Source organism: Halomonas sp. R57-5 (genome assembly GCF_900070345.1).
GTDB lineage: Bacteria > Pseudomonadota > Gammaproteobacteria > Pseudomonadales > Halomonadaceae > Vreelandella > Vreelandella ventosae_B.
Genome location: NZ_LN813019.1, coordinates 2,298,445 through 2,321,003 on the forward strand (window position 1 = coordinate 2,298,445; position 22,559 = coordinate 2,321,003).

The window sequence follows — 22,559 nt, forward strand, 5'->3', positions numbered from 1 at the left end:
AAGGGTTCATCAAAGGGAGTAGGGGCATGTAATACAGAGTTCTCAGCAGCGCGAACCGCCATGCAAAAGGCTTCGCCCCCTAAACGCTTAGGGAGCGAAGCATCCTTGCGGTTAACTTACTTGCCGTTAACTCTCAGGCGGTTAATGCTGCAGTGACTCTGTTAATTTAATGCTTAGTCGTCACTGCGATTAATCACCAGGTCACCCAGGTAGGGGAAGTCAAGAGCATTTACCACAGGCTCAATCTCAATGCCATCGGCGGCAGCGTAGGCAAGGTTCTGCCAATGCAGCGTGATGTAGCCGACATCTTCGTAGAGCATGGCTTCGGCTTCACGCAACATTTCGTTGCGTTTTTCCAAATCGGTTTCGCTGTCGGCTTCGGTGACCAGTGCATCGATCTCTTCGTTGCAGTAGCCACCGTAGTTGTACTGGCCCGCACCGGTTTCTTCATCAATGCAGAAGGAGAGGTATTGGAAGAAGTTAGCGGTGTCTTCAGTGTCAGCGTGCCAGCCGATCATCGCCATATCGGATTGGCGTGTATCGTACTCCGGCCAGTACTGCGCCAGCGGCATGGTACGCAGGTCAACGTCAATATTGATCTGTGCCAGCATGTTGGCGACCGCTTGGGCAATCTGTGCATCGTTTACGTAACGGTTGTTAGGGGCGATCATCTCAACGCTGAAGCCCTCTTCGTAGCCCGCTTCGGCCATCAGTTCCTTGGCGCGCTCAATGTCGTAGCGAGGTGTCAAATCCGGGTTGTGGCCGGAGTAGCCCTTGGGTGAGAACTGCCCCGCTGGTATGGCGAAACCACGCATCAAACGATCGGCAATGGCTTCCTGGTTAATGGCCAAATCAACTGCTTGACGAACGCGGGCGTCCTGGAAGGCTTCAACGCGCTCTTCGTTCATTTGGAAGCCAATGATACGGGTACCGTCAACCTCTACCAGATTGACACCATCGGCCTCGCGTACGCGATCCAGATCATTGGGCGGTACGGCATCAATAAAGTCGACGCCGCCGGAGAGCAGTGCGGCAACCCGTGAGGCATTCTCAGCGATGGGCGTCAGTACAATGTTGGAAACATTGCCTTCGCTTTCGGTATCCCAGTAGTCTTCAAAACGTTCTAAATCGACCCGTACACCCTGGCGGCGGTCAGTCACCATGAACGGGCCGGTGCCTGAAACGTTGCGCGAAGCAAAGGAGTTGCCCGCTTTAACGATTTCCGCTTTGTCGTTGCCGCCGTCGGTTTCACCGCTATAGAACTCGCTATCCATCGGGAAGATGTAGGTAGCCAGGTTGAGTAGCAGCGGGTAAGGTTCGCTGGTGACGATCTCAACGGTGTAGTCATCAACCGCTTCAGCGCTGGCCACCGGCTCAAAAATAGCGCGGTAATCGGGGCTCTCTTTTAGACGCTCAATGGTCCATACCACGTCTTTGGCGGTGAACTCGTTACCAGAGTGGAAGGTAACGCCTTCACGCAAGGTCATGCGCATGGTGGTTTCGTCGACCTGCTCCCACTCGGTGGCTAAGCGTGGCTCAAACTCAAAGTCTTTTGTCCAGCGTACCAGCGGGTCAAATGCCATATGAGAAAAGCGCAGCACGCCGCCAGATAGCTGTTCGTGGAGATCCAGCGTTTCTGGGTCAGCGGTGTAGCCAATGCGCAGGGTTTCAGCGCTTGCGGTCATCGGCAGTAATGTCGTACCCGCTACCACTGCACCAACAACGGAAGCCAGTATGGTTTTCTTGAGCGTCATTATCGTTCCCTTAGGTCATTGTTTATTGTTCGTTTTGCCGGCATTTACCTGGTTAGAAGTATGCTTACAATCAGGTAAGCGTCAGCAAAACAGACACGGTCAGTTGGTAAGCTCTATTTACAACACAAGCATACAACCTAGGCTTACAACATAGAGAGTGCCTATCGCGTCATACAATCGAAATAATGACAGGCATCATTCGTCTGCTGAATGATGGGGCTAAGAGCGGCACGCTGCTGGCTTTTTTTAAGACGAAAGTCGTAAGCAAAAAGCCATGCATAACAGGACGGAAAAGCATTATGTGGAAACAAGTTGGGATAGCGTTGTTGGCTGCTTGGCTACCTACAAGCGGTTTTGCCACAGAGCTAAGCGGTTCTGAGCCAAGTACTTCTGAACCCAGTACTTCTGAGCACGCGGCGCCTGAAATCACAGGGGCGCTGGATGGTGAGCGACGCGAGTGGTTTGTGCTAAGTCAAGGTAGTGACTCCAACGCATCCTTTGTTGAACTGGGCGACGATATCAATATTGATATCACGGGCTCAGTTGACGATGAAGTATGGGAAGGCGAGGAGGCGCTCTCTATTAGCCTGTCCATGAACGCAGAGCAAATGATCAATGCGGTTGTTATGTATTCCATTGGCGCTTCTATTGTCCCCCCGCTGTACACCTCTGAAGGCGGTGAAGTGGCCATAACGCTGACGCGCTATGAACGCACCAGCCAAACGGTGCACGTGGCGGGCAGAATAGAAGGGATACTGGCGTTGCAAATTGAGCTGGGTGAACCGTCAAACCAGGCAGAGGGCATCGAGATTGACGTGGCGTTCGATGTAGAAGCACAAAAAGTAGAGTTTTAATCCAGCAGGCCGGTTTTTGCCGACCTGCTGAAAGCGCTTAGCAGCCAGTTTTTGTACAAAGATTAGCCAAACTGCTGGTGTAACCAGGCATTAATAGTGTCCGATTCGTACATCCACTCTTCACGCCCATCGTCGTGGGTGATTTTCAAGCAGGGCACTTTGACTTTCCCGCCCCCTTCCTGCAGCGCCTGTTTATGCGCAGGGTCAAGCTGGGCATCGCGTCGTTCAATGTTCAGGCCTAAGCGTGCCATTTCTTTGCGCACCTTGATGCAAAAAGGGCAGGTGCGAAATTGGTATAGTGCCAGCTTCTGGCAGGCTTGATCCACGCTAGCTTGCTCTTCAGGCGTACGCTCTACGGACTTGGGTGTGGAGAGCTTCTCGGAGACCAGCATGACCGGGGTAAGCACCAGACGAAGACCACGGAAAAAATAGCGAATTAAAACGCGCATCGAAAGACTCCTTTGCTGATGTGTCGGCTTACACCAGCGTGACGAGTGGGAAGGAAGTGATAGCCACTATTCATAAACAGTGGCCGCATCCTGCAACAACTGGAAGGATTTGTCACTTGAGCGGCGTTTTGCCAGCGTTTATAGCGATGAGGTGATGAGCAAATTGCGTCAACATGCTAGGCTAGTCAGCTATTTTTACGCCATTTTTTGGCTTTTAGTGAATGAGTTTACGGGCGATTAACGGGGCGAGAGCCATGCATCTGCATATTATGGGTATCTGCGGCACCTTTATGGGTAGCCTAGCACTACTGGCGCGTGAAATGGGGCACCAGGTGAGTGGCTCTGATCAGAATGTGTACCCACCGATGAGCACCCAATTGGCTGATGCGGGCATCACTTTAATGCAGGGCTACCATGCCGAGCATCTGTCGCCATCACCGGATCTTGTTGTGGTGGGCAATGCGCTGTCACGGGGCAATGACGAGGTTGAAGCGCTACTCAACAGCGGTTTGCCGTATACCTCGGGTGCGCAGTGGTTGGCGGAACACGTACTGCCTGGTCGGCGGGTGATTGCGGTGGCAGGTACTCATGGCAAAACCACCACCGCGAGCGTATTGGCTTGGCTGTTAGAAAGTGCAGGGCTAGCGCCTGGGTTTTTAATCGGCGGGGTGCCGCGTAATTTTGGCGTGTCGGCGCGTTTAGGTGATCCGCAAGCGCCGTTTGTGGTCGAAGCTGATGAGTACGACACCGCCTTCTTCGATAAACGTTCCAAGTTCGTTCACTACCGCCCGCATATCGCCATCCTCAACAACCTTGAGTTTGACCACGCCGATATCTTCCCCGACCTGGCCGCTATTGAGCGCCAGTTCCACCACCTGGTGCGGTCTGTGCCCAGCCAGGGCCACTTGCTAGTCGCCGATCAGCAGCCCGCGCTTGAGCGTGTATTAGAACAGGGCGTTTGGACGCCGGTAGTCCACTTTGGTGACCAGGACGCGTCCGAATGGCAGCTTAAGCTAGAGCGTGCCGACGCCAGTCGCTTCCAGGTCATTTATCGCGGTGATAAGCAGAGCCAGGCGGTGAGTAGTCAAGAGCAAGATGGGGTCGTTGAGTGGCCGCTCACCGGCGAGCATAACGCCCGCAATGCGCTGGCAGCGCTGGCAGCAGCCCATTGGTGTGGGGTGGATTTAGCCCGTGGCTGCGCGGCGCTGGCGCGTTTTGAAACGCCCCGGCGGCGCCAGGAAGTACGCGGTGAGATCAATGGCATCCAGGTCATCGATGATTTCGCCCACCACCCCACGGCGATTGCCGCCACGCTCAAAGGGCTGCGTGCAGCAACCACTAAAGGCCGCCTGCTGGCGGTCATTGAACCGCGCTCTAATACCATGCGTTTAGGCGCACTGCGCGAGCGGCTAATGGAGAGCGTGGCAGACGCTGATGGCGTGTTCTGGTTTCAGCCCGCCGGGCTTGACTGGTCGATGGAGGAGCTGGTCGCCAGCCAGGGCGCGCACGCCCAGTTGTTTAGCGAAATTGAGACGCTGGTGGCGGCAGTGGTCACTCAAGCGTCACCGTTAGATCGCATTGTGGTGATGTCCAACGGTGGCTTTGAGGGGGTGCATGAACGGCTGCTGGCCGCCTTAGCGATAGCCAAAGAGGGGAAAGCGTGACAGATAGAGCAGATGCAGCGTTTAAAAAGCCGATTACCGTGGCGCTCACCGGCGCTTCGGGGGCGCAATACGGTTTACGGCTGATCGATGTATTAGTCGCCGCGGGCCATGAAGKGTGGGTTATGATTTCGAAAGCTGCACATATGGTCATTGCCACGGAAACCCCTTTTTCGTTACCCGCACAGCCCCAGCGTTTAGCCGAGGCGCTGAGTGAGCGAAGCGGGGCGCGGCCCGGTCAGATTCGCTGTTTCGGCCGCGAAGACTGGATGGCGCCGGTGGCGTCAGGTTCCGGTGCGCCCTCTGCCATGGTGGTGTGCCCGTGCTCGACCGGCACGCTTTCAGCCGTGGCCACGGGGGCCAGCAATAACCTGATTGAGCGGGCGGCGGATGTGGCGATTAAAGAGCGCCGCACGCTAGTTCTGGTGCCCCGGGAAAGTCCGTTTTCACCGATCCACTTGGAGCATATGCTGGCATTGAGCCGTTTGGGTGTTGTGATCTTGCCCGCTGCACCTGGGTTTTATCACTGCCCACAAAGCATTGATGATCTGATTGATTTTATTGTGGCACGGATCCTTAACCAGTTGGGTATCGAGCATACGCTGGTACCTCGCTGGGGAGAGGTCGGTGACGCTGCAGCCGTTAAGGATGACTGAGCTATGATGTCGTGGGCTACGCTCTCGGTTTTTGTGCCAACGTTTCTGTTTGTCTCGCTGACCCCCGGTATGTGCATGACGCTCGCCATGGTGCTGGGCATGACCCAAGGCGTTAAACGTACGCTGTGGATGATGATTGGTGAGCTGCTAGGCGTTGGCTTGGTAGCTGCAGCCGCTGGCGCAGGCGTGGCGGCGTTAATGCTGCGCCAGCCCGAGCTGTTTGTGCTGTTTAAGTGGGTGGGCGGCGCTTACCTGGGCTATTTGGGTATTATGATGTGGCGCTCCCGCGGGCGCATGGCGATTCCCAGTGAACTGGATGCGGGCCCTCCCGCAAGCCCCCTGCAGCTAGCCATGCAAGGGTTTGTTACCGCAGTGGCGAACCCCAAAGGGTGGGCGTTTTTTATGGTGCTGCTGCCGCCCTTTTTGGATAGTAGCCGCCCATTGCCAGGGCAGCTCAGCCTGCTGATCGCGGTCATCTTGACCATTGAGTTTGCCAGCATGCTGGTCTATGCCACTGGCGGAAAAACGCTGCGCAGTGTGCTCGGCAAAAGTGGCAATGTGCGCTTGCTTAATCGCATCGCTGGCACGCTGATGATTGGCGTTGGTTTGTGGCTGGCGCTGGGATAGATGGCCTCTACACCGGTGGCAACAGCCCGACGCGTGCGCTGATAAGCGCGAGTGAGGCGATGCTGAGCAGAAGCCATGGGCAGGGGCGCATTGAAGGGCGAGGCTGTTGCTGCCAGTGCAGCAGCGTAAGTGCGCAGACGACCAGACCCAGTAGCGCACCGCCCACCAGGTCACTGAGCCAGTGCACGCCCACTACCAGTCTTGATAGGGCCATGGGCAGGGCAAGGGCTAGGGCAATCCAGTAAACCCAAAAACGTTTTTGTCGGGGCATCTCGGCAGCAACGAATGCTGCGGTAAGGCCAAATAACACCACGGCAGTTGAGGTATGGGCGCTGGGGTAGGAGAACGACCCGATCAGGTAGTCCGGTGTGTCTGGGCGCGCGCGCCCAAACAGGCCTTTACCGACAGTGTTCAGCAAGGCGACGCCGGCAAAAGCGCCACACCAGTGCAGCAAGGCCGCCCATCGCTTAGTCACTAGCATCCACATCGCCCAGGGAAGTATTAAGGCGATAATGCCCAGGGTGTCACCGATGCGCGCAAAAATATTCCCCGCCAGATAAGTAAAATCACTTTGCAGCCGGGTGAACAATTGCTGAATAAGCAGATCCATTTCCAGCGGGCCATGGTGAGCGATGACCAGCAGTGTCCAGCCCGACAGGCTGCCTAGTGCGATGACCAGCAGTAGTAGGGAGGCCAATGGAACATCACCGCTTTGGCTCATGGCGAGCCATGGTCTGCGTAGCAGCGGAACACGGCGAATGCTTCCGGCAATCGCCCGGTAAAGTCGCCCATGCCGTGTCGCCTGGTGTCGGCCCCAGGAAAAAATGACCGCGAGCACGACAATGATCGCGGCAAGGGTTAGTAATGCCGCCTCTAAGCCTGGCGGAAGGTTTAAATGGTGCTGCCAGGTACGGCCCAGCAAATAGCCGGGCAGCACATAAGCAGGAGCCCACAGTGCTGCAGAGGTGACGTTGGCCCAAACAAACGTCCGTGGTGACATCCGCATCATGCCTGCTACCAGCGGAATAATAGGCCGCACTGGGCCGACAAATCGGCCGATAAACACTGACCATATGCCATAGCGTTCAAAGAATCGCGCCCCGCGGCCTAACCATTCGGGATGCTGCGAAAGTGGCCATCGCTGTGTGACCTTTTCTCTATGCTTAAAGCCCAACGAAAAGCTGATCCCATCGCCTAAAATAGCGCCTATAAAAGCGGCGCCGATTAACCACGCCAAGCCAATATCCTGGTGCCCCGCCAGGGATGCAGCGGTAGTGATTAACACCACTCCCGGCACCAGTAACCCCACTAGGGCAAGTGATTCTACCAGTGCAATCACCAATACCAGGCAGACGATTAGTGGAGGTGATGGCGTCAATGAGTGGAGCATATCGACTAGCAGCACTGAGTACTCCGGCAGCAAGTAATAGAAAGTGATAAAAGCGAGGCCTAGACGTTGGCAAGGGCCGTGCCGCGGGCTACCAGGCGCTTTAGGTAGGGCTCAAAGTGTTCCGTACGGCTGGGTAAGCAGGCGGCAATGCGTGCTTCCAACTGACCGGTCTCTACCAATACACGCTGAGAGAGTGCTCGCTGCAAGCGTTCGCGTACCAGCAGGGCGCCGCTTTCACTGGTGTCCGGTAGCACAAGCCAAAAAGTCGCGCTGTCCGCGCGGCCAAGCACGTCATGGTCGCGACAACGGATATTGACTTCACTGCACAGCGCGCCCAGTAGAGCTGTTTGGGCGCGATGTCCAAACTGCTCTTCTGCCATATCCAGCTGAGGTAGATGTAATACCAGTACCGCCAGTTGCTGATTGAGCATGGCCGCGCGTTGAAATTCGCTGTGTAAACGCTCTTTTAGCGTGTCAATGTGATAGGCCTCGCAGTCGCTGTCGTTAGGGTCAGTGGCGCGCAGGAGTGCGCGTCGACGGGCGTGTTCCCAGCGGGGGAGCGCGAGCAGTAGCGTTAAGGCCGCATAGCCAACGATAATCGCCGGTGGCGCGGCGGCGACTGAGGGGAGCAACCACCATAACGGTCCAATGGCAATATTAATCAGTAACGCGGCCCATAGCGGCAACAGTAAAAAGGCGGCGGTAATCGGCAGGCCTAGCCAAATAGGCGACACCTGGGGCTGATAATAGAAAGCGCCCAATACTACCGAGTAGGTGCCGCAAAGTAGAATAATACGCGGTAGGTAGCTTTTAACGCCTTGCCCGATATGCATTAGCAGGGCTGACAGCAACAGCAGGGTCATAAAGGTGGGAATCAGCAGGTCGCGATAATCGCCCATGGCATATAGCCATAGCGCGTAGCCCACCATCAGCGCGATGCTGGCGGTATAAGCAAGCGTCATTAACCGCTTGGGGATGTGGTGCTCGATCATACCGTCTCCCGCACCCGCTCAGTCGGTAGCTTGCTGATCTCATGCACCGACAGCGTTGCCGGTTCGATATCGATTAGTTCAAGGTGCTCACTAGTGATATTGTCGGGTAGATTGGTGAACAGTAGACGGCGTCGCTGGGAAGCTTCCTTAGGTGAGCGGGCGAGAATTAACGTCACCAGCGTTGTGCTGCTTAAGCGGTAAACATTTTCAAAATCATAGGTAAGCTCGCACAGTTTTTGCGCCGTTGGCCACAGTTGGTGGCGTTTTACATGCAGAATAAACAGTTCTGCATGAACGCCTTCGCGCTCGCAGCGCGTTTGTTCCCGGGCGATATCGCGTAGCAGTTGCTCGCCAGCCCATAGGTTAAGACCCGGAATCAAGCGCAGGCGATGACGAATCGAGCCGTTGATATCGATAAGCTGCTGCGCTCTGGACAAGGCCAGCAGGCCAAGTACCAGCAGAGCGCAAATCAGCAGAATAAATGCTGGCGCGTCCAACTCAGGCGCTACCATGACAGCGCTAACCAGCGCAGCGCTGAGATTGAAAGCAGCTACCCAGTTATTTTGTGGCAGCATCAGCATCGCGGCCCACGACCAGATTAAGATGCCATGGCGTTCTGGGGCGGCGGCGATTAAGCCAACCAGCAGCGCACCCGGTACAATTTGCCATGGCAAACCCCGTGAGCGGCGGTGGCTAAAATCAAGCATTAGCGCGGTGATAAATAGCCAGCCGACGGATAGCCACAGCACTAGCGCCGCAGCGGGTGGCGTGGCAGGTGTCCATAATGCCAGGGCAACGGCAGCGGCTAAAAGGTTGGCTCGTAGCAGGCTGATTTTGTACTTGCTTTGCATGGTGACTTACTATTCGTCCTGAATAACCAGATGTATCCCATCAAGTAGGGTAATTGTAGGATATTTAACGTACACGACCCACATTAGTGCCTTAAGCGTCCTGAGTATAACGGCGAAATGGCGTAATATAAGCAAAACGTTTAAATCGGCGACACTCGGCTAATTAAAAAATTAAAGCACCCTTCTGCACGGAGACACTATGAGCGCTTCAACACCGTTCCAAGACGAGGCACATCAGCACTTATCTGCCGGCAATGTGCCCGCCTATATGCAGGCCTTGGGGCAGGCGGCCCGGCGCGCAGCCAGCGAGCTGCGTCGGGCGGATACTGGGTTGAAAAACCGCGCTTTAATGGCCATGGCACAGCGCTTGGCAGAAGCGCGTGGGCAAATACTAGCCGCCAACGCTGAGGATTTACAGCGTGGCCGTCAGAATGGGTTGGAGAGCGCGCTGCTGGATCGTTTAGCCCTCGACGACGCGCGTATTGACGCCATGATTGAAGGGCTGCAGCAGGTGGCGGGCCTGCCCGACCCGGTGGGCGAAATTGGCGATATGCGCTATCGGCCTAGCGGCATCCAGGTGGGCAAAATGCGCGTGCCGTTAGGCGTTATCGGCATTATTTACGAGTCGCGCCCCAATGTGACGCTGGAAGCCGCCAGCCTGTGTTTGAAATCGGGCAACGCCTGTATTTTGCGCGGCGGGTCGGAAGCCCGTCAGTCAAATGCCGCCATTAGCGCCTGTATTCAAGCGGGGTTAGCTGATGTGGGTCTGCCTGCCGGGAGCGTGCAGGTCGTCGCCACCACTGATCGCGCAGCGGTGGGGGAAATGATCAGCATGCCGGAATATGTCGATGTGATTATTCCGCGCGGTGGAAAGTCACTGATTGAGCGTATTAGTCGTGATGCGCGCGTGCCCGTTATTAAGCATCTCGACGGCGTGTGCCATGTTTACATCGATACCACCGCCGATCCCGCCAAAGCGTTAGCCATCGCCGTTAATGCGAAAACCCATCGCTACGGCACCTGTAATACCATGGAAACGCTGCTGGTTGATGCACCGATTGCGGATCTGCTATTGCCGGAATTGGCCCGTGCCTACGCCGAACATGAAGTTGAACTACGTGGTTGCCAGCGCACACAGGCGCTGTTGCCACAGGCAGCCGCCGCCGAAGAGGCGGATTGGTATGCCGAGTATTTGGCCCCTGTGCTGGCCATAAAAGTGGTCGATGGTATCGACGAGGCGATTGCCCACATTGAGCAGTACGGCTCTCACCACACGGATGCGATTGTCACCCAGGATTATTCACTGGCGCGCCGCTTTATGGCGGAAGTTGATTCCAGCTCCGTGATTGTTAACGCCTCGACCCGCTTTGCCGATGGATTTGAGTACGGGCTGGGCGCCGAGATTGGCATTTCCACCGACAAGCTTCACGCCCGCGGCCCTGTTGGGTTAGAGGGGCTCACCACGCAGAAATACGTAGTCTTTGGTGACGGTCAGGTGCGTGAATAGGGTGTTGGTATGAATAGAGAGCTGGTATGAGTCAAACGGAGCAACGTATTGGCATGTTAGGTGGCACCTTTGACCCTGTTCATTTGGGTCATTTGCGCAGTGCGGTAGAGCTGCATGAGGCGCTGTCGCTTGATCGGCTGCATATGATACCCGCCCAGCAGCCGCCGTTACGTGGGCAGCCCCAGGTTTCCGCACAGCAGCGTCTGAGATTGTTAGAAGCGGGCATCGCGGGCACCCCGGGGCTGGTCGCCGATGACCGCGAACTGCGCCGCGATGGACCTTCTTATAGTGCCGATACGCTGGCCGAGCTGCGCGCCGAATACGGTGAACAGGCGCGTTTGGTGATGGCGATTGGGGTTGATGCTTTCTTACGACTCGCCCAGTGGCATCAGCCAGAGCGCCTGTTTGAGCTTGCCCACCTGGTGGTGATTGCCAGGCCTGGCTATGGCGATGCGCTGCCGGCATCATTAACGGAACTGGTGGAGCATCGCAGAGTCGATAGCGTAGAGGCATTAATGCAGCGGCCCTACGGAAGCTACCTACCGTTGGAACTGCCATCGTTGATGGCGATCTCTGCGACCTACATTCGTGAGTGTTTGGAGGCGGGTAAAAGCGTGCGCTATTTGCTGCCAGACCCCGTCGAACAGGCCATTGAGCAGGGCGGTCTTTATCGATAGCGCGAATAGCGCTGGCAGTCATCAAAGAAGCCGTTACAATGGCCGGCTTTATTGACCGATTAACCAATAAGGTTGTCTTTAGGAGTCATGCACATCGATACATTGAAAAATCTAGCGGTTGACGCGCTAGAAGAACTGAAAGCACGTGACATTACGCAGTTGGATGTCGCTAAATTAACCGAGGTTACCGACCTCATGTTGATTGCCAGCGGCACTTCAACACGCCATGTGGCGGCGCTGGCACAAAACGTCGTGGAAAAAGCCAAGGCCGCAGGGCTTGGGCCGCTGGGCGTTGAAGGTGGCGATAACGCTGATTGGGTGCTGGTTGACCTGGGCGATGTTGTTGTCCACGTAATGATGCCTGAGGCACGCACTCTCTACGACTTAGAGCGCTTGTGGGCCGACCTACCCAGTGACTCGGGTGCCATTGGCGAGTCCCTTGAGCGCTTTCAAGAGCGAGCCGGCATGTCATGAGGATCCGGCTGTTGGCGGTGGGAAGTAAAATGCCTGGGTGGGTAGAAGAGGGCGTCGATACTTACCGCAAGCGGCTGCCAAGAGATTTTAATCTCGAGATAGAAGAAATTGCCCTTGGCCAGCGTGGTAAAAATGCCGATATCGCGAAAGCGCGTGCCCAGGAGGCACAGCGTATTCGCGATAAGCTGCGTGGTGACGAATACATAGTTGCCCTGGAAGTCAAAGGTAAGCCCTGGACCACCGAACAGCTGGCGCAAGAAGCCGATGCCTGGCGCATGGCTGGGCGCGATATCGTCTTGCTGGTGGGTGGGCCTGATGGTCTTGAGCCTTCGCTCTCTGCGAAGGCTGATAAAACGTGGTCGATCTCTCCGTTAACGCTGCCACACCCGCTGGTGCGGATTATGCTGGCCGAGCAGCTCTACCGCGCCTGGACACTACTGATAGGTCATCCTTATCACCGCTAACGGCTGACTGAGACGGTGAGCGATCACTGTTGTAGCCTGCTGTGCCCTTTGTTTGATTTGATTGTTTGATTTGAGAGTCATCGTTGCCATGCTCAAGCGCCCCAACACGCTAAAAAACTCCGAGCAAGAACTGCGTATTTTTCGTGTTAGAGCGTTGCTGGCGGTGTTAGTGGTGCTGACGCTTGCAGGTCTGCTTACGGGACGCCTAATCTATTTACAGATCGTTCAGCATGATATGTACAGCACGCGTTCCGAAAATAACCGAGTGCGCGTTGAGCCGTTACCGCCCAATCGTGGCTTGATCTATGACCGTAACGGCGTGCTGCTGGCTGAAAACCGGCCCACTTACAACCTTACGTTGGTGCGCGAGCGTGTCGATAACCTAGATGAAACCCTGGCGCTGTTGGTCGACCTGCTCGAACTGCCTGAAGAAGAGATTGAGGCGTTCAATGTGCGTTCTCGCCAACGCCAGCGCCCCTTCCAGCCCGCGTTACTCACCAGTGACCTAAGCGAAGAGCAAATTGCCCGCCTTGCAGTAAACCGCTACCGCCTGCCTGGCGTTGAAATAGAGGCTCAGCCGCTGCGTTTTTATCCCGATGCCGAAATCATGGCGCATACATTGGGCTATGTTGGGCGGATCAATGCCGAAGAGATGGAAACACTGGATGCGGGTCGTTACGCGGGTACCCACTTTATCGGTAAAACCGGTGTTGAGCGCTTTTATGAAGAGGAGCTGCACGGTCAGGCAGGCCTGCGCAAAGTAGAAACCAACGCCCGAGGCCGGGTATTGCGGGAGCTTAGTCGAACCGACCCGGTGCCAGGGAAGAACCTGACCTTAACGCTGGATAAGTCGCTGCAGACGCTGGCCTATGAATTGCTGGATGGTCGTCGCGGTTCTATCGTGGCTATTGCGCCAGCAACGGGTGAAATTCTTGCCATGGTATCGACGCCGGGGTTTGACAGTAATCAGTTTGTCACCGGAATTGATGTCGCCTCCTACCGCGGCTTGCAGCAAGACCTTGATTTGCCCCTTTTTAACCGTGCGACACGTGGTCACTATCCGCCGGGTTCTACCATTAAGCCCTTCCTGGCGCTGGCCGGTTTGGTCGAAGGGGTTATCACCCCAGACAGTACCATCAACGATCCTGGCTATTACCAATTACCCAATGATTCCCGCCGCTATCGCAACTGGTTGCGATGGGGGCACGGGCGGGTAGATTTAGAACGCGCTTTAGCGGTATCTAATAACACCTATTTTTATACCCTTGCGCACGATTTAGGCATCGATGATTTACATGATCAAATGAGCAATTTTGGTTTTGGCCAGCGTGTAGCCCATGACGTGCAGGGCGAGAGCGGCGCGTTAATGCCTTCGCGAGATTGGAAGCGTGGGCGTTTTAACCAGCCCTGGTACCCCGGTGAAACCCTCTCGGTGGGGATCGGGCAAGGCTATTGGCAAGTGACGCCTCTTCAGCTGGCCAGCGCTACGGCAACCCTGGCCAATCGCGGCCACTGGGTGAAGCCGAGGCTGGCCCGTGAAATTGGTGATACTCCCGTCCCGCATGATCTGCCGGATACGTTAGATGATATTCAACTAGCCAACGACAGCTGGTGGGATCGAGTTTTCAGCGGCATGGAGAAAGTCATTAGCGGCACGGAAGGCACTGCACGTCGCACCGGKGTGGGCCTTGAGTACCGCATGGGCGGTAAATCGGGGACAGCGCAAGTCTTTTCGCTCGGGCAGGATCAGCGTTACAACGCCGATGAGCTGGCTGAACGGTTACGTGACCATGCACTATTTATGGCCTTTGCGCCGCTGGAAGATCCTCAGATTGCCGTGTCTGTCATTGTCGAGAACGCCGGCGGTGGCAGTACCCACGCGGCCCATTTGGCCCGTGCAATGACTGATGCCTGGTTACTTGAGGATGAGGCTCCTGACGTCGAGGAAGTGCGTGAAGTGTTAGAGGAAGATGATGCCAATGTGGAGGGTAACTAAGCCATGCCTTGGCATTACATAGCCCGCTCGATGCGTGGTCMCCCTGTACGCCCGCCCGAAAGTGGCATCGCCCGGCGCAAAAGTATTTGGGAGCGGGTCCATCTTGATCCCTGGTTGCTTGGCTTGCTGCTACTGCTCATGGGAAGCGGGTTAGTCGTTCTGTACAGCGCGTCCGGTCAATCCATTGATGCGGTGATAGCCCAGGGGGTGCGCTTTTGCATTGCATTGGTGGGAATGGTCATTATTGCCCAATTTTCTCCGTCTACCTTTCTACGCTGGGCGCCGCTGGCCTACGGCGTTGGCGTCGCCATGCTGGTGGCCGTTGATGTGGTCGGCGATGTGGGGATGGGGGCGAAGCGTTGGCTAGAGATTCCTGGGGTGATTCGTTTTCAGCCATCGGAAATGATGAAACTGGCGGCCCCGTTAATGGTCGCGGCCTATCTTAATCGCTGCGAATTACCGCCGCGCCTGCGCGATATTGTGGTGTGCGGGGTCATCATTGGCGTTCCTGTGGTGCTAACGGCGATCCAGCCTGATTTAGGTACCTCTTTGCTGGTGTCTAGCGCTGCCCTGATTGTGGTGCTGCTGGCGGGCTTGTCGTGGCGTTTAATTGGCTTTATTACCGCGTTGGGGGCGGCGGCTGTGCCGCTGCTGTGGATGAATATGCATAACTACCAGCGCCAGCGGGTGTTGACGTTTCTAAACCCTGAAAGCGACCCGCTAGGCTCTGGTTGGAACATCATTCAGTCGACCACGGCCATTGGCAGTGGCGGGCTATGGGGCAAAGGTTGGCTGCAGGGTACCCAGTCACAGCTTGAGTTTTTGCCTGAACGGCACACGGATTTCATCATTGCCGTCTTGGGTGAAGAGTTTGGCCTGGTGGGTATGTTGGTTCTGTTGTGCCTGTATTTATTAATTGTTAGCCGTGGACTTTGGATGGCGAGCACGGCTAAAGACACCTTTGGTCGTTTGGTGGCGGGCAGTATTATTTTGACGTTTTTTATTTACGTGTTTGTCAATATGGGCATGGTCAGTGGCATTCTACCTGTAGTGGGCGTGCCGCTGCCGTTGGTCAGTTTCGGCGGCACCTCAAGCGTGACCTTGTTAGCGGGTTTCGGTATTCTCATGTCGATACATGCGCATCGTCGGCTGCTGTCGCGCTAGCGACATTGCCCTGCTCAAACGCCTTTGTTGCTCGTCAATGGAAAGCTCAGGCATGGATGAATTCTGGAATGAATAGCTCAGGAGTGGAGAACCAATGAACAAGGTGCAAGGGAAGACGAGCTGTTATGTGTTGGCCGCGCTGATGTGTTGGGTAACGACCGCGGCGTTTGCCGATCAGGACTTTGCACCCCAACAAAATGCTGACAGTCAGGCGCTAATGGAAGAGCTGGTCGAGCAAGGCCTGCCTCAAGCTTGGCTCGAAGAAACTCTGCAACAGGCGAATTATACCCAAAGCGTGCTAGATGCGATGGAAGGGGCCGCTGAGCGCCGCCTAAAATGGCATGAATACCGCGCTATTTTTCTGACTCAGCAGCGTATTGACGAAGGCGTAGCGTTTATCGACGCGCATGCTGACGCCCTGGCGCGAGCGGAAAGCACCTACGGCGTACCCGCTGAAGTGATTACCGCCATTATTGGCGTTGAAACCTACTATGGACGGCACAAAGGCGAGCATCGCGTGTTGGACTCGCTGGCCACGCTGGCGTTTCATCACCCGGCGAGAGGGGCCTTTTTTCGCGGCGAGCTAGCGGCCTTTTTGCGCATCGCCTATGAGCAGCAGGTCGMCCCTACCGAGCAGCGGGGCTCTTACGCGGGCGCCATGGGCTACCCACAGTTTATTCCCACCAGTTATCAAGCTTATGCCGTCGATTTTGACGACGACGGACGGCGGGATCTTTGGGAAAATCCGGTCGATGCCATTGGCAGCGTTGCCAATTACTTTGCCGAGCACAACTGGCAGCCGGAGGGTAATATCTACCACCAGGCCAGTGGGCCCGACGTCATGCCAGCTGAACTTCTGCAGGAGCTCTCTTTTAATCAAACATCGCCTCCCGCGGTGAGTGTTGCACAGTTGGCCACGCATGGGCTTGAGCCTGACGAGCCACTCGATGATAGTTTGCGGGTGGTGCCCCTGGCGCTTGAATTCGCCGATGGGGAGACGCGTTACCGGTTTGGCGAGTATAATTTTTATGTGATTACCCGCTATAACCATAGTCACCTCTATGCCATGGCCGTCGCTGAGTTGGCCGAAGCGATTGCCGAACGGCACGATAAGCTACACGAGGACGGGGCATGAAAAGCAAACTGACGATGACCCAGCGAGCGGGCGGCGCGATTGCCTTATTAGCGCTGGTCAGCGGCTGTGCTAGTAATGATACTCAGCGAGTAGACGCGCCCAGCTCCGCTAATCAAGCGTCAGCACCTGCTCCAGCGGCGGCCAACACTAGCGGTGGACGCTATGCCATGAGCGGTGACGCCTACCCGCTCGAGCCACCGGATGTTGCCAAGGTGCCTGACGCTGAGCCACGTATTGAGCAGCCTTCCCGTGCAGGCAATCGATCAACTTATGAAGTGTGGGGTAAAACCTACCACGTGCTGCCAGATGCAACGGGCTATGAGAAACGCGGTACGGCATCCTGGTATGGCGAAAAATTTCATGGTTACGCAACGTCAAACGGTGAAATCTACGACATGTATAAAATGTCGGCGGCGCACCGTTCGCTGCCTCTGCCCACCTTTGCGCGGGTGACTAGCCTGGATACCGGGAGATCGGTCATCGTCCGAGTGAATGATCGTGGTCCCTTCCATAGTGACCGGGAGATTGATCTCTCCTACGCTGCCGCTGCACGCCTGGGCTTTCTCGATAATGGTACCGGATCCGTTAAAGTTGAAGCGATCAACCCTGAGCAGTGGCTAGCCGAACATGGTGGGGGTGGCAACGCTGCTCCTCAGCCAAGGGCATCCGAACAAGCAAGGGTATCTGAACAGGCACGGCCATTGGCTGCAAACACTCCCCGTGAGGCTGATCGCCCAGCGGCGCCTACAACAGATTCGGCCGCTCCATCGCCACAAGCACCAGCACCTCAGTCGCCGCCAAGCCAAGAAGAAGCAGGCGACGCTGTGTATTTACAGATTGCGGCGCTGGGTAATTCTGAAGGCGCTCAGCAGTTGCAGCAGCGTTTGCAAGGTGAGCAGCCCCACGCGGTGCGCATTATGAGCGACGCTGACGTTTATCGTGTTCAAGTGGGGCCCATCGCTCCAAGCCAAGAACCTCAAGCGCGAGAAACACTGCGCCAAGCAGGGTTCCCCCAGGTCTTTGTTGTGCGATAATTCACCCCCTGTTTATTTCCTGTGGCGCGTCTTACGCGCCACCGTTTTTTACAAATAAGCTTTTCAAGTAAGCTTTCAAGTAAGTGAGACTGACGTTATGAACGTGTTTACATCCATTGGTCGCTCTGCACGGCTGTGCCTCTTTGCTGTTATGGCGACTGTTGCCGTGCCCGCCAGTGCCCAGTCAACGCCTCAACCGGTAATTCCACAGCCGCAGAACATTATCCCTTCAGCCCCTCAGTTAGCGGCAAGTTCGTGGATTCTGATGGATGCTAACAGTGGCCGTATCTTGGCCGAGCACAATTCCGATGAGCGTTTGCCACCGGCGAGTTTGACCAAACTGATGACCGCTTACTTGGTTGAGCGTGAGCTCAATCGTGGCACCATTAATCTCACCGATATGGTTAATATTAGCGAGAATGCCTGGCGCACCGGTGGCTCGAAAATGTTTATTGAGGTGGGCGATCAAGTGTCGGTGGACGATCTCCTCCACGGCATCATTATTGTCTCTGGTAACGATGCCAGCGTTGCCATGGCAGAGCATTTGGCGGGTGGTGAGGCGCCGTTTGCCGATCTGATGAACCAGCATGCCACGCGTTTGGGTATGAATAACACCAACTTCCAGAACGCCACTGGCTTGCCCGCCGAGAATCACTACTCAACGGCCCATGACTTGGCACGTTTATCTCAGCACATCATTAACGATTACCCCGATCACTACGAAATTTACTCCCATCGAACGTTCTCTTATGGCGGTATTGATCAGCCCAACCGCAACCGTCTGCTGTGGCGTGACCCGTCCGTGGACGGTCTGAAAACCGGTTGGACAACGGAAGCGGGTTTCTGCTTGGTATCATCAGCTAAGCGTGACGACATGCGCTTGGTTTCAGTGGTAATGGGTACTAATTCTGATGAGGCGCGCGCCCAAGAAACCCAAAAGCTGCTCAGCTACGGTTTCCGCTTTTTCGAAACCATGAAGCTCTATGAGCGCGGTGCCGTACTGGCAACGCCACGGGTTTGGGGTGGCGATATCAATGAACTGCGTGTCGGTGTCGATGAAGAAGTGTTTATGACCCTGCCTCGCAACCGCAACGAAGAGCTGCGTGCGCGTCTGAACCTCAATCCAGACCTGCAGGCACCGATTGCCATTGGCGACGAGGTTGGTACGCTGGAAGTGCATTTAGGTGACGAAGTGGTCGGTGAGCGTCGCTTAGTAGCGCTGGAAAACATCGAAGAGGGCGGTCTTTTCAAGCGCCTGTTCGATCAGGTGCAGCGCTTCTTTAGTAATCTGATTAGTAATTTTACCGATTAATCCGCTCTACGATCTGAACACTGATGAGTTCCATCGTGTCTCTGTAGTGAGCGGTATCTTTGCGAAATAGGCTTGTTATGAAAAAAGATGCTCCTCAGGGGCTGCGTGATTTGCGCCAACCGGCGGCTCAGGAGCCGCCTAAGATCACTTTTCCCTGTAATTACTCGTTAAAAGTTGTCGGTGATGCCGCCGAGGATTTTCCTGCCTGTGTGTGCCAGGTAATTGTGCGTCACGACCCCGACTTCGATGCAACAGCGATGCAGGTGGTCGACAGCCGCAATGGCCGTTTTCAATCGGTACGTGTGGTGATTAGAGCGACCGGAGAGCAGCATATTAAAGATCTGTTTGAGGATCTCAAAGCTACTGGCCGTGTGCATATGGTGGTGTGAGCGTGGACAACGCCGTGCCGATTGAGTTATACGATTTGGGACACCAAGCCTACCTGCCGGTTTGGCAGGCGATGCGTACGCTCACCGATACACGGGATGCGCAAACCCCTGATCAGTTCTGGCTGGTCGAGCACGACCCGGTGTTTACCCAAGGGCAGGCTGGCAAGCCTGAGCATCTTCTGCTGCCCGGTAATATTCCGGTAGTGCACGTTGATCGCGGGGGGCAAGTCACTTACCACGGGCCTGGGCAGGTGGTGCTGTATCCACTGCTGGACGTGCGGCGGGGTAAAATAGGTGTGCGTGATTTAGTCACTGCATTGGAGAATGCCGTGATTGATGTGTTGAGCCACCATGGGGTGAGCGCCCGAGCACGGCCCGATGCGCCCGGTGTTTATGTGATGACGGAAGCAGGTGAGGCGAAGATCGCTTCACTTGGCCTGCGTATTCGGCGGGGCGCTAGCTTTCACGGCGTGGCGTTAAATGTAGACGGTGACTTAGCGCCTTTTTTGCGCATTAACCCCTGCGGCTATGCGGGTATGCCGATGACGAAGTTGGCTGACTTGGTGGTATTGCCAAGCGACCATCGGGTAGGGGAACAACTGGCCGAAGCATTAGCGATGCGTTTAAAGCGTGGTTTGGTAACAGGTCAGGAATGGCCACTATAAAGAAGGGGTTGCCCTCTTTATAGTGGTTGATAGCGGCTTGAGCGGTTGGGTTTTAGCCCACGTTCATTGCCGGAATCAGGTTGGGGTTCGCTTCCTGCTCCTGACCGGGAATCGCTGCAGGTGAAGCGAGCCCTAGGTTGTTTTTCTCAAACACGCGATCCGCGCGGTAGCTGGAGCGTACCAGCGGGCCAGACGGCACTTCCATAAAGCCTTTTTCCAGGCCAATCTCGCGGTAGCGATCAAACTCTTCAGGCGTCACCCAGCGCTCCACCGATAGGTGGTTTTTGGTCGGACGTAGGTATTGACCGAGTGTGACGATATCCACACCGATCTCACGAAGATCGTCAAAAGTTTGCAAAATCTCTTCGTCGGTTTCACCCAGGCCCAGCATCAGGCTGGTTTTGGTGATGATGTCAGGGCGGTAGCGCTTGGCATGGGCGAGTACATCGAGGGTTTTACGGTAGCCCGCACGCCGGTCACGCACGCGGCCGGTTAGCCGTTCGACGGTCTCCACATTCTGGGCAAATACCTGCAGGCCAGAATCGACCACGCGTTCGATCGCGGTCAGTTCACCGTCAAAGTCGGGCGTTAAAGCTTCTACTACCACTTCTGGCGTGCGCGCCTTGATTGCACGAATGCAGTTGGCGTAGTGGTTGGCACCGCCGTCGTCGAGGTCGTCACGGTCAACCGAGGTGAGTACGATATAACGCAGCCCCATGAGCTCAACCGACTTGGCAGTGTTCTCAGGCTCTTCGTGGTCTAGCCACCCCTGGGGATTGCCGGTATCCACCGCACAGAATCGACAGGCGCGGGTACATACCGAACCCATTAGCATGATAGTGGCGGTGCCGTTGCTCCAGCACTCACCCATGTTAGGGCAGTGGGATTCGGCGCAAACGGTGCTTAGCCGATGGGTGGCGACGTTTTTCTTGACCGCCTCAAAGCGTTCGCCCCCTGGGATCTGTGCCCGTAACCACTTGGGTTTGCGTTCAAGCTCAACAGAAGGGGCCTCTGGCTGCGCTTTGCGCTGCTTCATGCCATCCTTGATCACCGACATGCCATGTTCATTACGGTATTTTTCACCGCTGGACACGCGCTGCGAGGGGTTATTGCTCATAGGGACAGAGCCTCTCTTCTGTGCGGTATGCCGAAGGCATGAAAGGGCGTTGACCTTTCCAAGCCTGCCAATTGTTACCTAATTAATACGAAGTACGCCCGAGATTTAATCGCGCTAGTTACCACTAATGTAACATATCTCGTTGTCTACAAGACACCGTAAACCGTTACTCGCCTTCAAGGTGAAAGTATCGGTAAACAGGCGACACCGTGGCTGGGCAAGGGGCTTGAAGGTGCCTGGAAATGGCGGCGGTAGTCGGGTAAGTGTTCACGAACAAAGCTTAAAAAAAGCTCGGCAACCGGAGTAGGTAAACGCTCCCGCGTATAGACCGTGCACCAAGAGCGGTGGATGGGGAAGTCGGGTAGCCCCAGCTCAAAAAGCAACCCCTGCTCTAGCTCCAGCTGTACCGCCAAACGCGGCAGTACGGCGACCCCCAAGTGGGCCATAACACCGCCTTTGATCGCTTCATTGGTGCCTAGCTCAATACAGTGGGGAAGGGCGATCTGCTGGTTGGCGGCCATTTGCTCAAAGGCATTGCGCACGCCAGAGCCGGGTTCGCGCATTAGCACGTAGTGACGAGCGAAGTCTGCTAACGAGGGCTGGGGCATTGAAAGCAGTGGATGCTCTGGCCAGACAACGGCGATCAGTTCGTTATCAATAATCGGCATGACGACTAAGCGGTCATCTTCAGGAACCATTGCCATAATGACCAGATCATCCTGCTGCTCGGTCAGCCGTTCAAGTGCCTGGCGGCGGTTGCACACCTTTAAGCGCACGTGCACCTCAGGGTAGTGAGCGCGGAAGCGGGCGAGTAGGTAGGGCACTACATATTGGGCCGAGGAAACCGCGGCGATATTAAGTTCGCCACTTATTTTGCCGTTAATGTCCGATAAGTTCATTTCCAGCCGCGACAGCTGGCCAAAAATTTCTCGCGTCGAGTGGGCGAGGGTGTCGGCGGCAGGTAGCGAGTGGAGCGTTTTGCCCGCGTAGTTAAACAGTGGCTGGCCCAGGGCCTGCTCAAGCTGGCGTATTTGCGCGCTCACCGCCGGCTGGGTTAGCCCCAGTTGTTCAGCCGCGCGCGAATAGGAGCGCTGCCGATGCACTGCCTGGAAGACCTGTAGCTGTCTAAATGTGAGGCGATTGAGCAGATTAGGGGATGACATGGCAACCTCGTAGTCAACGTCCTATATCGACGTAGGAATTAATATCAAAATCAGGCTTCATCGCCAGGGCAAAGCATGCTACCACTGAATCTTTGGCACTGCCTAAACAGGGCCTCATTAGTCGCATAAGGCGTAATTGTCAGGGTTAATGATCGACGCCGCGCACGTAGTGGCCTAGACTATATTGCATTGCAGCATCATTGCTTTCGGGTCTGGTGCCTGTGCATC

At 55.7% G+C, this 22,559-nt stretch carries 22 protein-coding genes; 15 read left to right on the forward strand and 7 right to left on the reverse strand.

What is annotated here, in order from left to right:
* Positions 1–173 precede the first annotated feature (173 nt).
* Positions 174–1,754, reverse strand: a complete 1,581-nt coding sequence (locus HALO_RS10520) for an ABC transporter substrate-binding protein (protein WP_035579883.1) — start codon at positions 1,752–1,754, stop codon at positions 174–176.
* Positions 1,755–2,053: 299 nt separating this feature from the next.
* Here HALO_RS10520 and HALO_RS10525 point away from each other — a divergent pair, with 299 nt between their 5' ends.
* Positions 2,054–2,608 carry a hypothetical protein gene (locus tag HALO_RS10525; protein ID WP_035583423.1) on the forward strand — a complete coding sequence of 185 codons (555 nt, stop codon included), beginning with the start codon at positions 2,054–2,056 and terminating at the stop codon, positions 2,606–2,608.
* 62 nt (positions 2,609–2,670) lie between these two features.
* On the opposite strand, the gene HALO_RS10530 is transcribed toward HALO_RS10525, so the two are convergent.
* Entirely contained in the window at positions 2,671–3,057 is a 387-nt protein-coding gene (locus HALO_RS10530) for a glutaredoxin family protein (RefSeq protein ID WP_035579881.1), read from the reverse strand.
* 254 nt (positions 3,058–3,311) lie between these two features.
* On the opposite strand from HALO_RS10530, the gene mpl reads away from it, so the two are divergent.
* From mpl to HALO_RS10545, 3 genes are read left to right on the forward strand one after another with little or no spacing between them, the layout of a single operon-like run.
* Entirely contained in the window at positions 3,312–4,721 is a 1,410-nt protein-coding gene (gene mpl, locus HALO_RS10535; RefSeq protein ID WP_035579879.1) for a UDP-N-acetylmuramate:L-alanyl-gamma-D-glutamyl-meso-diaminopimelate ligase, read from the forward strand.
* A complete protein-coding gene (locus tag HALO_RS10540; protein ID WP_050713407.1) occupies positions 4,718–5,374 on the forward strand; it encodes a flavin prenyltransferase UbiX in 657 nt (218 codons plus the stop codon). Before mpl ends, HALO_RS10540 begins: the two co-directional genes overlap by 4 nt.
* A 3-nt stretch (positions 5,375–5,377) precedes the next feature.
* Entirely contained in the window at positions 5,378–6,001 is a 624-nt protein-coding gene (locus HALO_RS10545) for a LysE family translocator (protein WP_170938522.1), read from the forward strand.
* Between the two features lie 7 nt (positions 6,002–6,008).
* On the opposite strand, the gene HALO_RS10550 is transcribed toward HALO_RS10545, so the two are convergent.
* The 3 genes from HALO_RS10550 to HALO_RS10560 are packed head-to-tail and all read right to left on the reverse strand — an operon-like array spanning position 6,009 to position 9,234.
* Positions 6,009–7,406 (reverse strand): bifunctional DedA family/phosphatase PAP2 family protein, encoded by a 1,398-nt coding sequence (locus tag HALO_RS10550; protein ID WP_035579875.1) that lies wholly within the window; start codon positions 7,404–7,406, stop codon positions 6,009–6,011.
* Between the two features lie 44 nt (positions 7,407–7,450).
* Positions 7,451–8,383: a diguanylate cyclase domain-containing protein gene (locus HALO_RS10555; protein ID WP_035579873.1), complete on the reverse strand. Its 933-nt coding sequence runs from the start codon at positions 8,381–8,383 to the stop codon at positions 7,451–7,453.
* On the reverse strand, positions 8,380–9,234 hold the full coding sequence (locus HALO_RS10560; protein ID WP_050713408.1) for a hypothetical protein: 855 nt from the start codon (positions 9,232–9,234) through the stop codon (positions 8,380–8,382). Before HALO_RS10560 ends, HALO_RS10555 begins: the two co-directional genes overlap by 4 nt.
* Before the next feature lie 199 nt (positions 9,235–9,433).
* Between HALO_RS10560 and HALO_RS10565 the strand changes: the two genes are divergently transcribed.
* From HALO_RS10565 to lipB, 11 genes are all read left to right on the forward strand, one after another.
* Entirely contained in the window at positions 9,434–10,741 is a 1,308-nt protein-coding gene (locus HALO_RS10565) for a glutamate-5-semialdehyde dehydrogenase (protein WP_035579871.1), read from the forward strand.
* Positions 10,742–10,767: 26 nt separating this feature from the next.
* Positions 10,768–11,418, forward strand: coding sequence for a nicotinate-nucleotide adenylyltransferase (gene nadD / locus HALO_RS10570; protein WP_035579869.1), 651 nt, complete (start codon positions 10,768–10,770; stop codon positions 11,416–11,418).
* An 87-nt stretch (positions 11,419–11,505) separates the two neighbouring features.
* Complete coding sequence (rsfS, locus tag HALO_RS10575) at positions 11,506–11,892, forward strand: ribosome silencing factor (protein WP_007112938.1); 387 nt, start codon at positions 11,506–11,508, stop codon at positions 11,890–11,892.
* Entirely contained in the window at positions 11,889–12,356 is a 468-nt protein-coding gene (rlmH, locus tag HALO_RS10580; RefSeq protein ID WP_035579866.1) for a 23S rRNA (pseudouridine(1915)-N(3))-methyltransferase RlmH, read from the forward strand. The genes rsfS and rlmH overlap by 4 nt, the downstream gene beginning before the upstream one ends.
* Positions 12,357–12,444: 88 nt before the next feature.
* A complete protein-coding gene (gene mrdA / locus HALO_RS10585; protein ID WP_035579862.1) occupies positions 12,445–14,352 on the forward strand; it encodes a penicillin-binding protein 2 in 1,908 nt (635 codons plus the stop codon).
* 3 nt (positions 14,353–14,355) lie between these two features.
* Positions 14,356–15,516, forward strand: a complete 1,161-nt coding sequence (gene rodA / locus HALO_RS10590) for a rod shape-determining protein RodA (protein ID WP_050713409.1) — start codon at positions 14,356–14,358, stop codon at positions 15,514–15,516.
* 94 nt (positions 15,517–15,610) lie between these two features.
* Positions 15,611–16,651 (forward strand): lytic murein transglycosylase B, encoded by a 1,041-nt coding sequence (mltB, locus tag HALO_RS10595; RefSeq protein WP_050713410.1) that lies wholly within the window; start codon positions 15,611–15,613, stop codon positions 16,649–16,651.
* Positions 16,648–17,685, forward strand: coding sequence for a septal ring lytic transglycosylase RlpA family protein (locus HALO_RS10600; protein WP_035579855.1), 1,038 nt, complete (start codon positions 16,648–16,650; stop codon positions 17,683–17,685). Before mltB ends, HALO_RS10600 begins: the two co-directional genes overlap by 4 nt.
* 97 nt (positions 17,686–17,782) lie before the next feature.
* Positions 17,783–18,997 (forward strand): D-alanyl-D-alanine carboxypeptidase family protein, encoded by a 1,215-nt coding sequence (locus HALO_RS10605; protein ID WP_035579853.1) that lies wholly within the window; start codon positions 17,783–17,785, stop codon positions 18,995–18,997.
* 77 nt (positions 18,998–19,074) lie between these two features.
* Positions 19,075–19,386 (forward strand): HP0495 family protein, encoded by a 312-nt coding sequence (locus tag HALO_RS10610; RefSeq protein WP_035579852.1) that lies wholly within the window; start codon positions 19,075–19,077, stop codon positions 19,384–19,386.
* 2 nt (positions 19,387–19,388) lie between these two features.
* Entirely contained in the window at positions 19,389–20,051 is a 663-nt protein-coding gene (gene lipB / locus HALO_RS10615) for a lipoyl(octanoyl) transferase LipB (RefSeq protein ID WP_442906066.1), read from the forward strand.
* Positions 20,052–20,103: 52 nt separating this feature from the next.
* Here the strand turns inward: lipB and lipA are convergent, their stop codons facing one another.
* The gene (lipA, locus tag HALO_RS10620; RefSeq protein ID WP_035579845.1) at positions 20,104–21,168 is read right to left on the reverse strand and encodes a lipoyl synthase; all 1,065 of its coding nucleotides are present in this window, start codon (positions 21,166–21,168) and stop codon (positions 20,104–20,106) included.
* Positions 21,169–21,344: 176 nt separating this feature from the next.
* Positions 21,345–22,331, reverse strand: a complete 987-nt coding sequence (locus HALO_RS10625) for a LysR family transcriptional regulator (protein ID WP_035579843.1) — start codon at positions 22,329–22,331, stop codon at positions 21,345–21,347.
* Between the last annotated feature and the right edge of the window lie 228 nt (positions 22,332–22,559).

Coding starts and splice junctions, on each gene's coding strand:
- HALO_RS10520 (WP_035579883.1), bottom strand. CDS start 1,754: ATGACGCTCAAGAAAACCATACTGGCTTCCGTTGTTGGTGCAGTGGTA.
- HALO_RS10625 (WP_035579843.1), bottom strand. CDS start 22,331: ATGTCATCCCCTAATCTGCTCAATCGCCTCACATTTAGACAGCTACAG.
- HALO_RS10555 (WP_035579873.1), bottom strand. CDS start 8,383: ATGATCGAGCACCACATCCCCAAGCGGTTAATGACGCTTGCTTATACC.
- rlmH (WP_035579866.1), top strand. CDS start 11,889: ATGAGGATCCGGCTGTTGGCGGTGGGAAGTAAAATGCCTGGGTGGGTA.
- HALO_RS10545 (WP_170938522.1), top strand. CDS start 5,378: ATGATGTCGTGGGCTACGCTCTCGGTTTTTGTGCCAACGTTTCTGTTT.
- HALO_RS10600 (WP_035579855.1), top strand. CDS start 16,648: ATGAAAAGCAAACTGACGATGACCCAGCGAGCGGGCGGCGCGATTGCC.
- nadD (WP_035579869.1), top strand. CDS start 10,768: ATGAGTCAAACGGAGCAACGTATTGGCATGTTAGGTGGCACCTTTGAC.
- HALO_RS10605 (WP_035579853.1), top strand. CDS start 17,783: ATGAACGTGTTTACATCCATTGGTCGCTCTGCACGGCTGTGCCTCTTT.
- lipA (WP_035579845.1), bottom strand. CDS start 21,168: ATGAGCAATAACCCCTCGCAGCGCGTGTCCAGCGGTGAAAAATACCGT.
- HALO_RS10565 (WP_035579871.1), top strand. CDS start 9,434: ATGAGCGCTTCAACACCGTTCCAAGACGAGGCACATCAGCACTTATCT.
- HALO_RS10530 (WP_035579881.1), bottom strand. CDS start 3,057: ATGCGCGTTTTAATTCGCTATTTTTTCCGTGGTCTTCGTCTGGTGCTT.
- HALO_RS10610 (WP_035579852.1), top strand. CDS start 19,075: ATGAAAAAAGATGCTCCTCAGGGGCTGCGTGATTTGCGCCAACCGGCG.
- rsfS (WP_007112938.1), top strand. CDS start 11,506: ATGCACATCGATACATTGAAAAATCTAGCGGTTGACGCGCTAGAAGAA.
- HALO_RS10525 (WP_035583423.1), top strand. CDS start 2,054: ATGTGGAAACAAGTTGGGATAGCGTTGTTGGCTGCTTGGCTACCTACA.
- HALO_RS10560 (WP_050713408.1), bottom strand. CDS start 9,234: ATGCAAAGCAAGTACAAAATCAGCCTGCTACGAGCCAACCTTTTAGCC.
- mpl (WP_035579879.1), top strand. CDS start 3,312: ATGCATCTGCATATTATGGGTATCTGCGGCACCTTTATGGGTAGCCTA.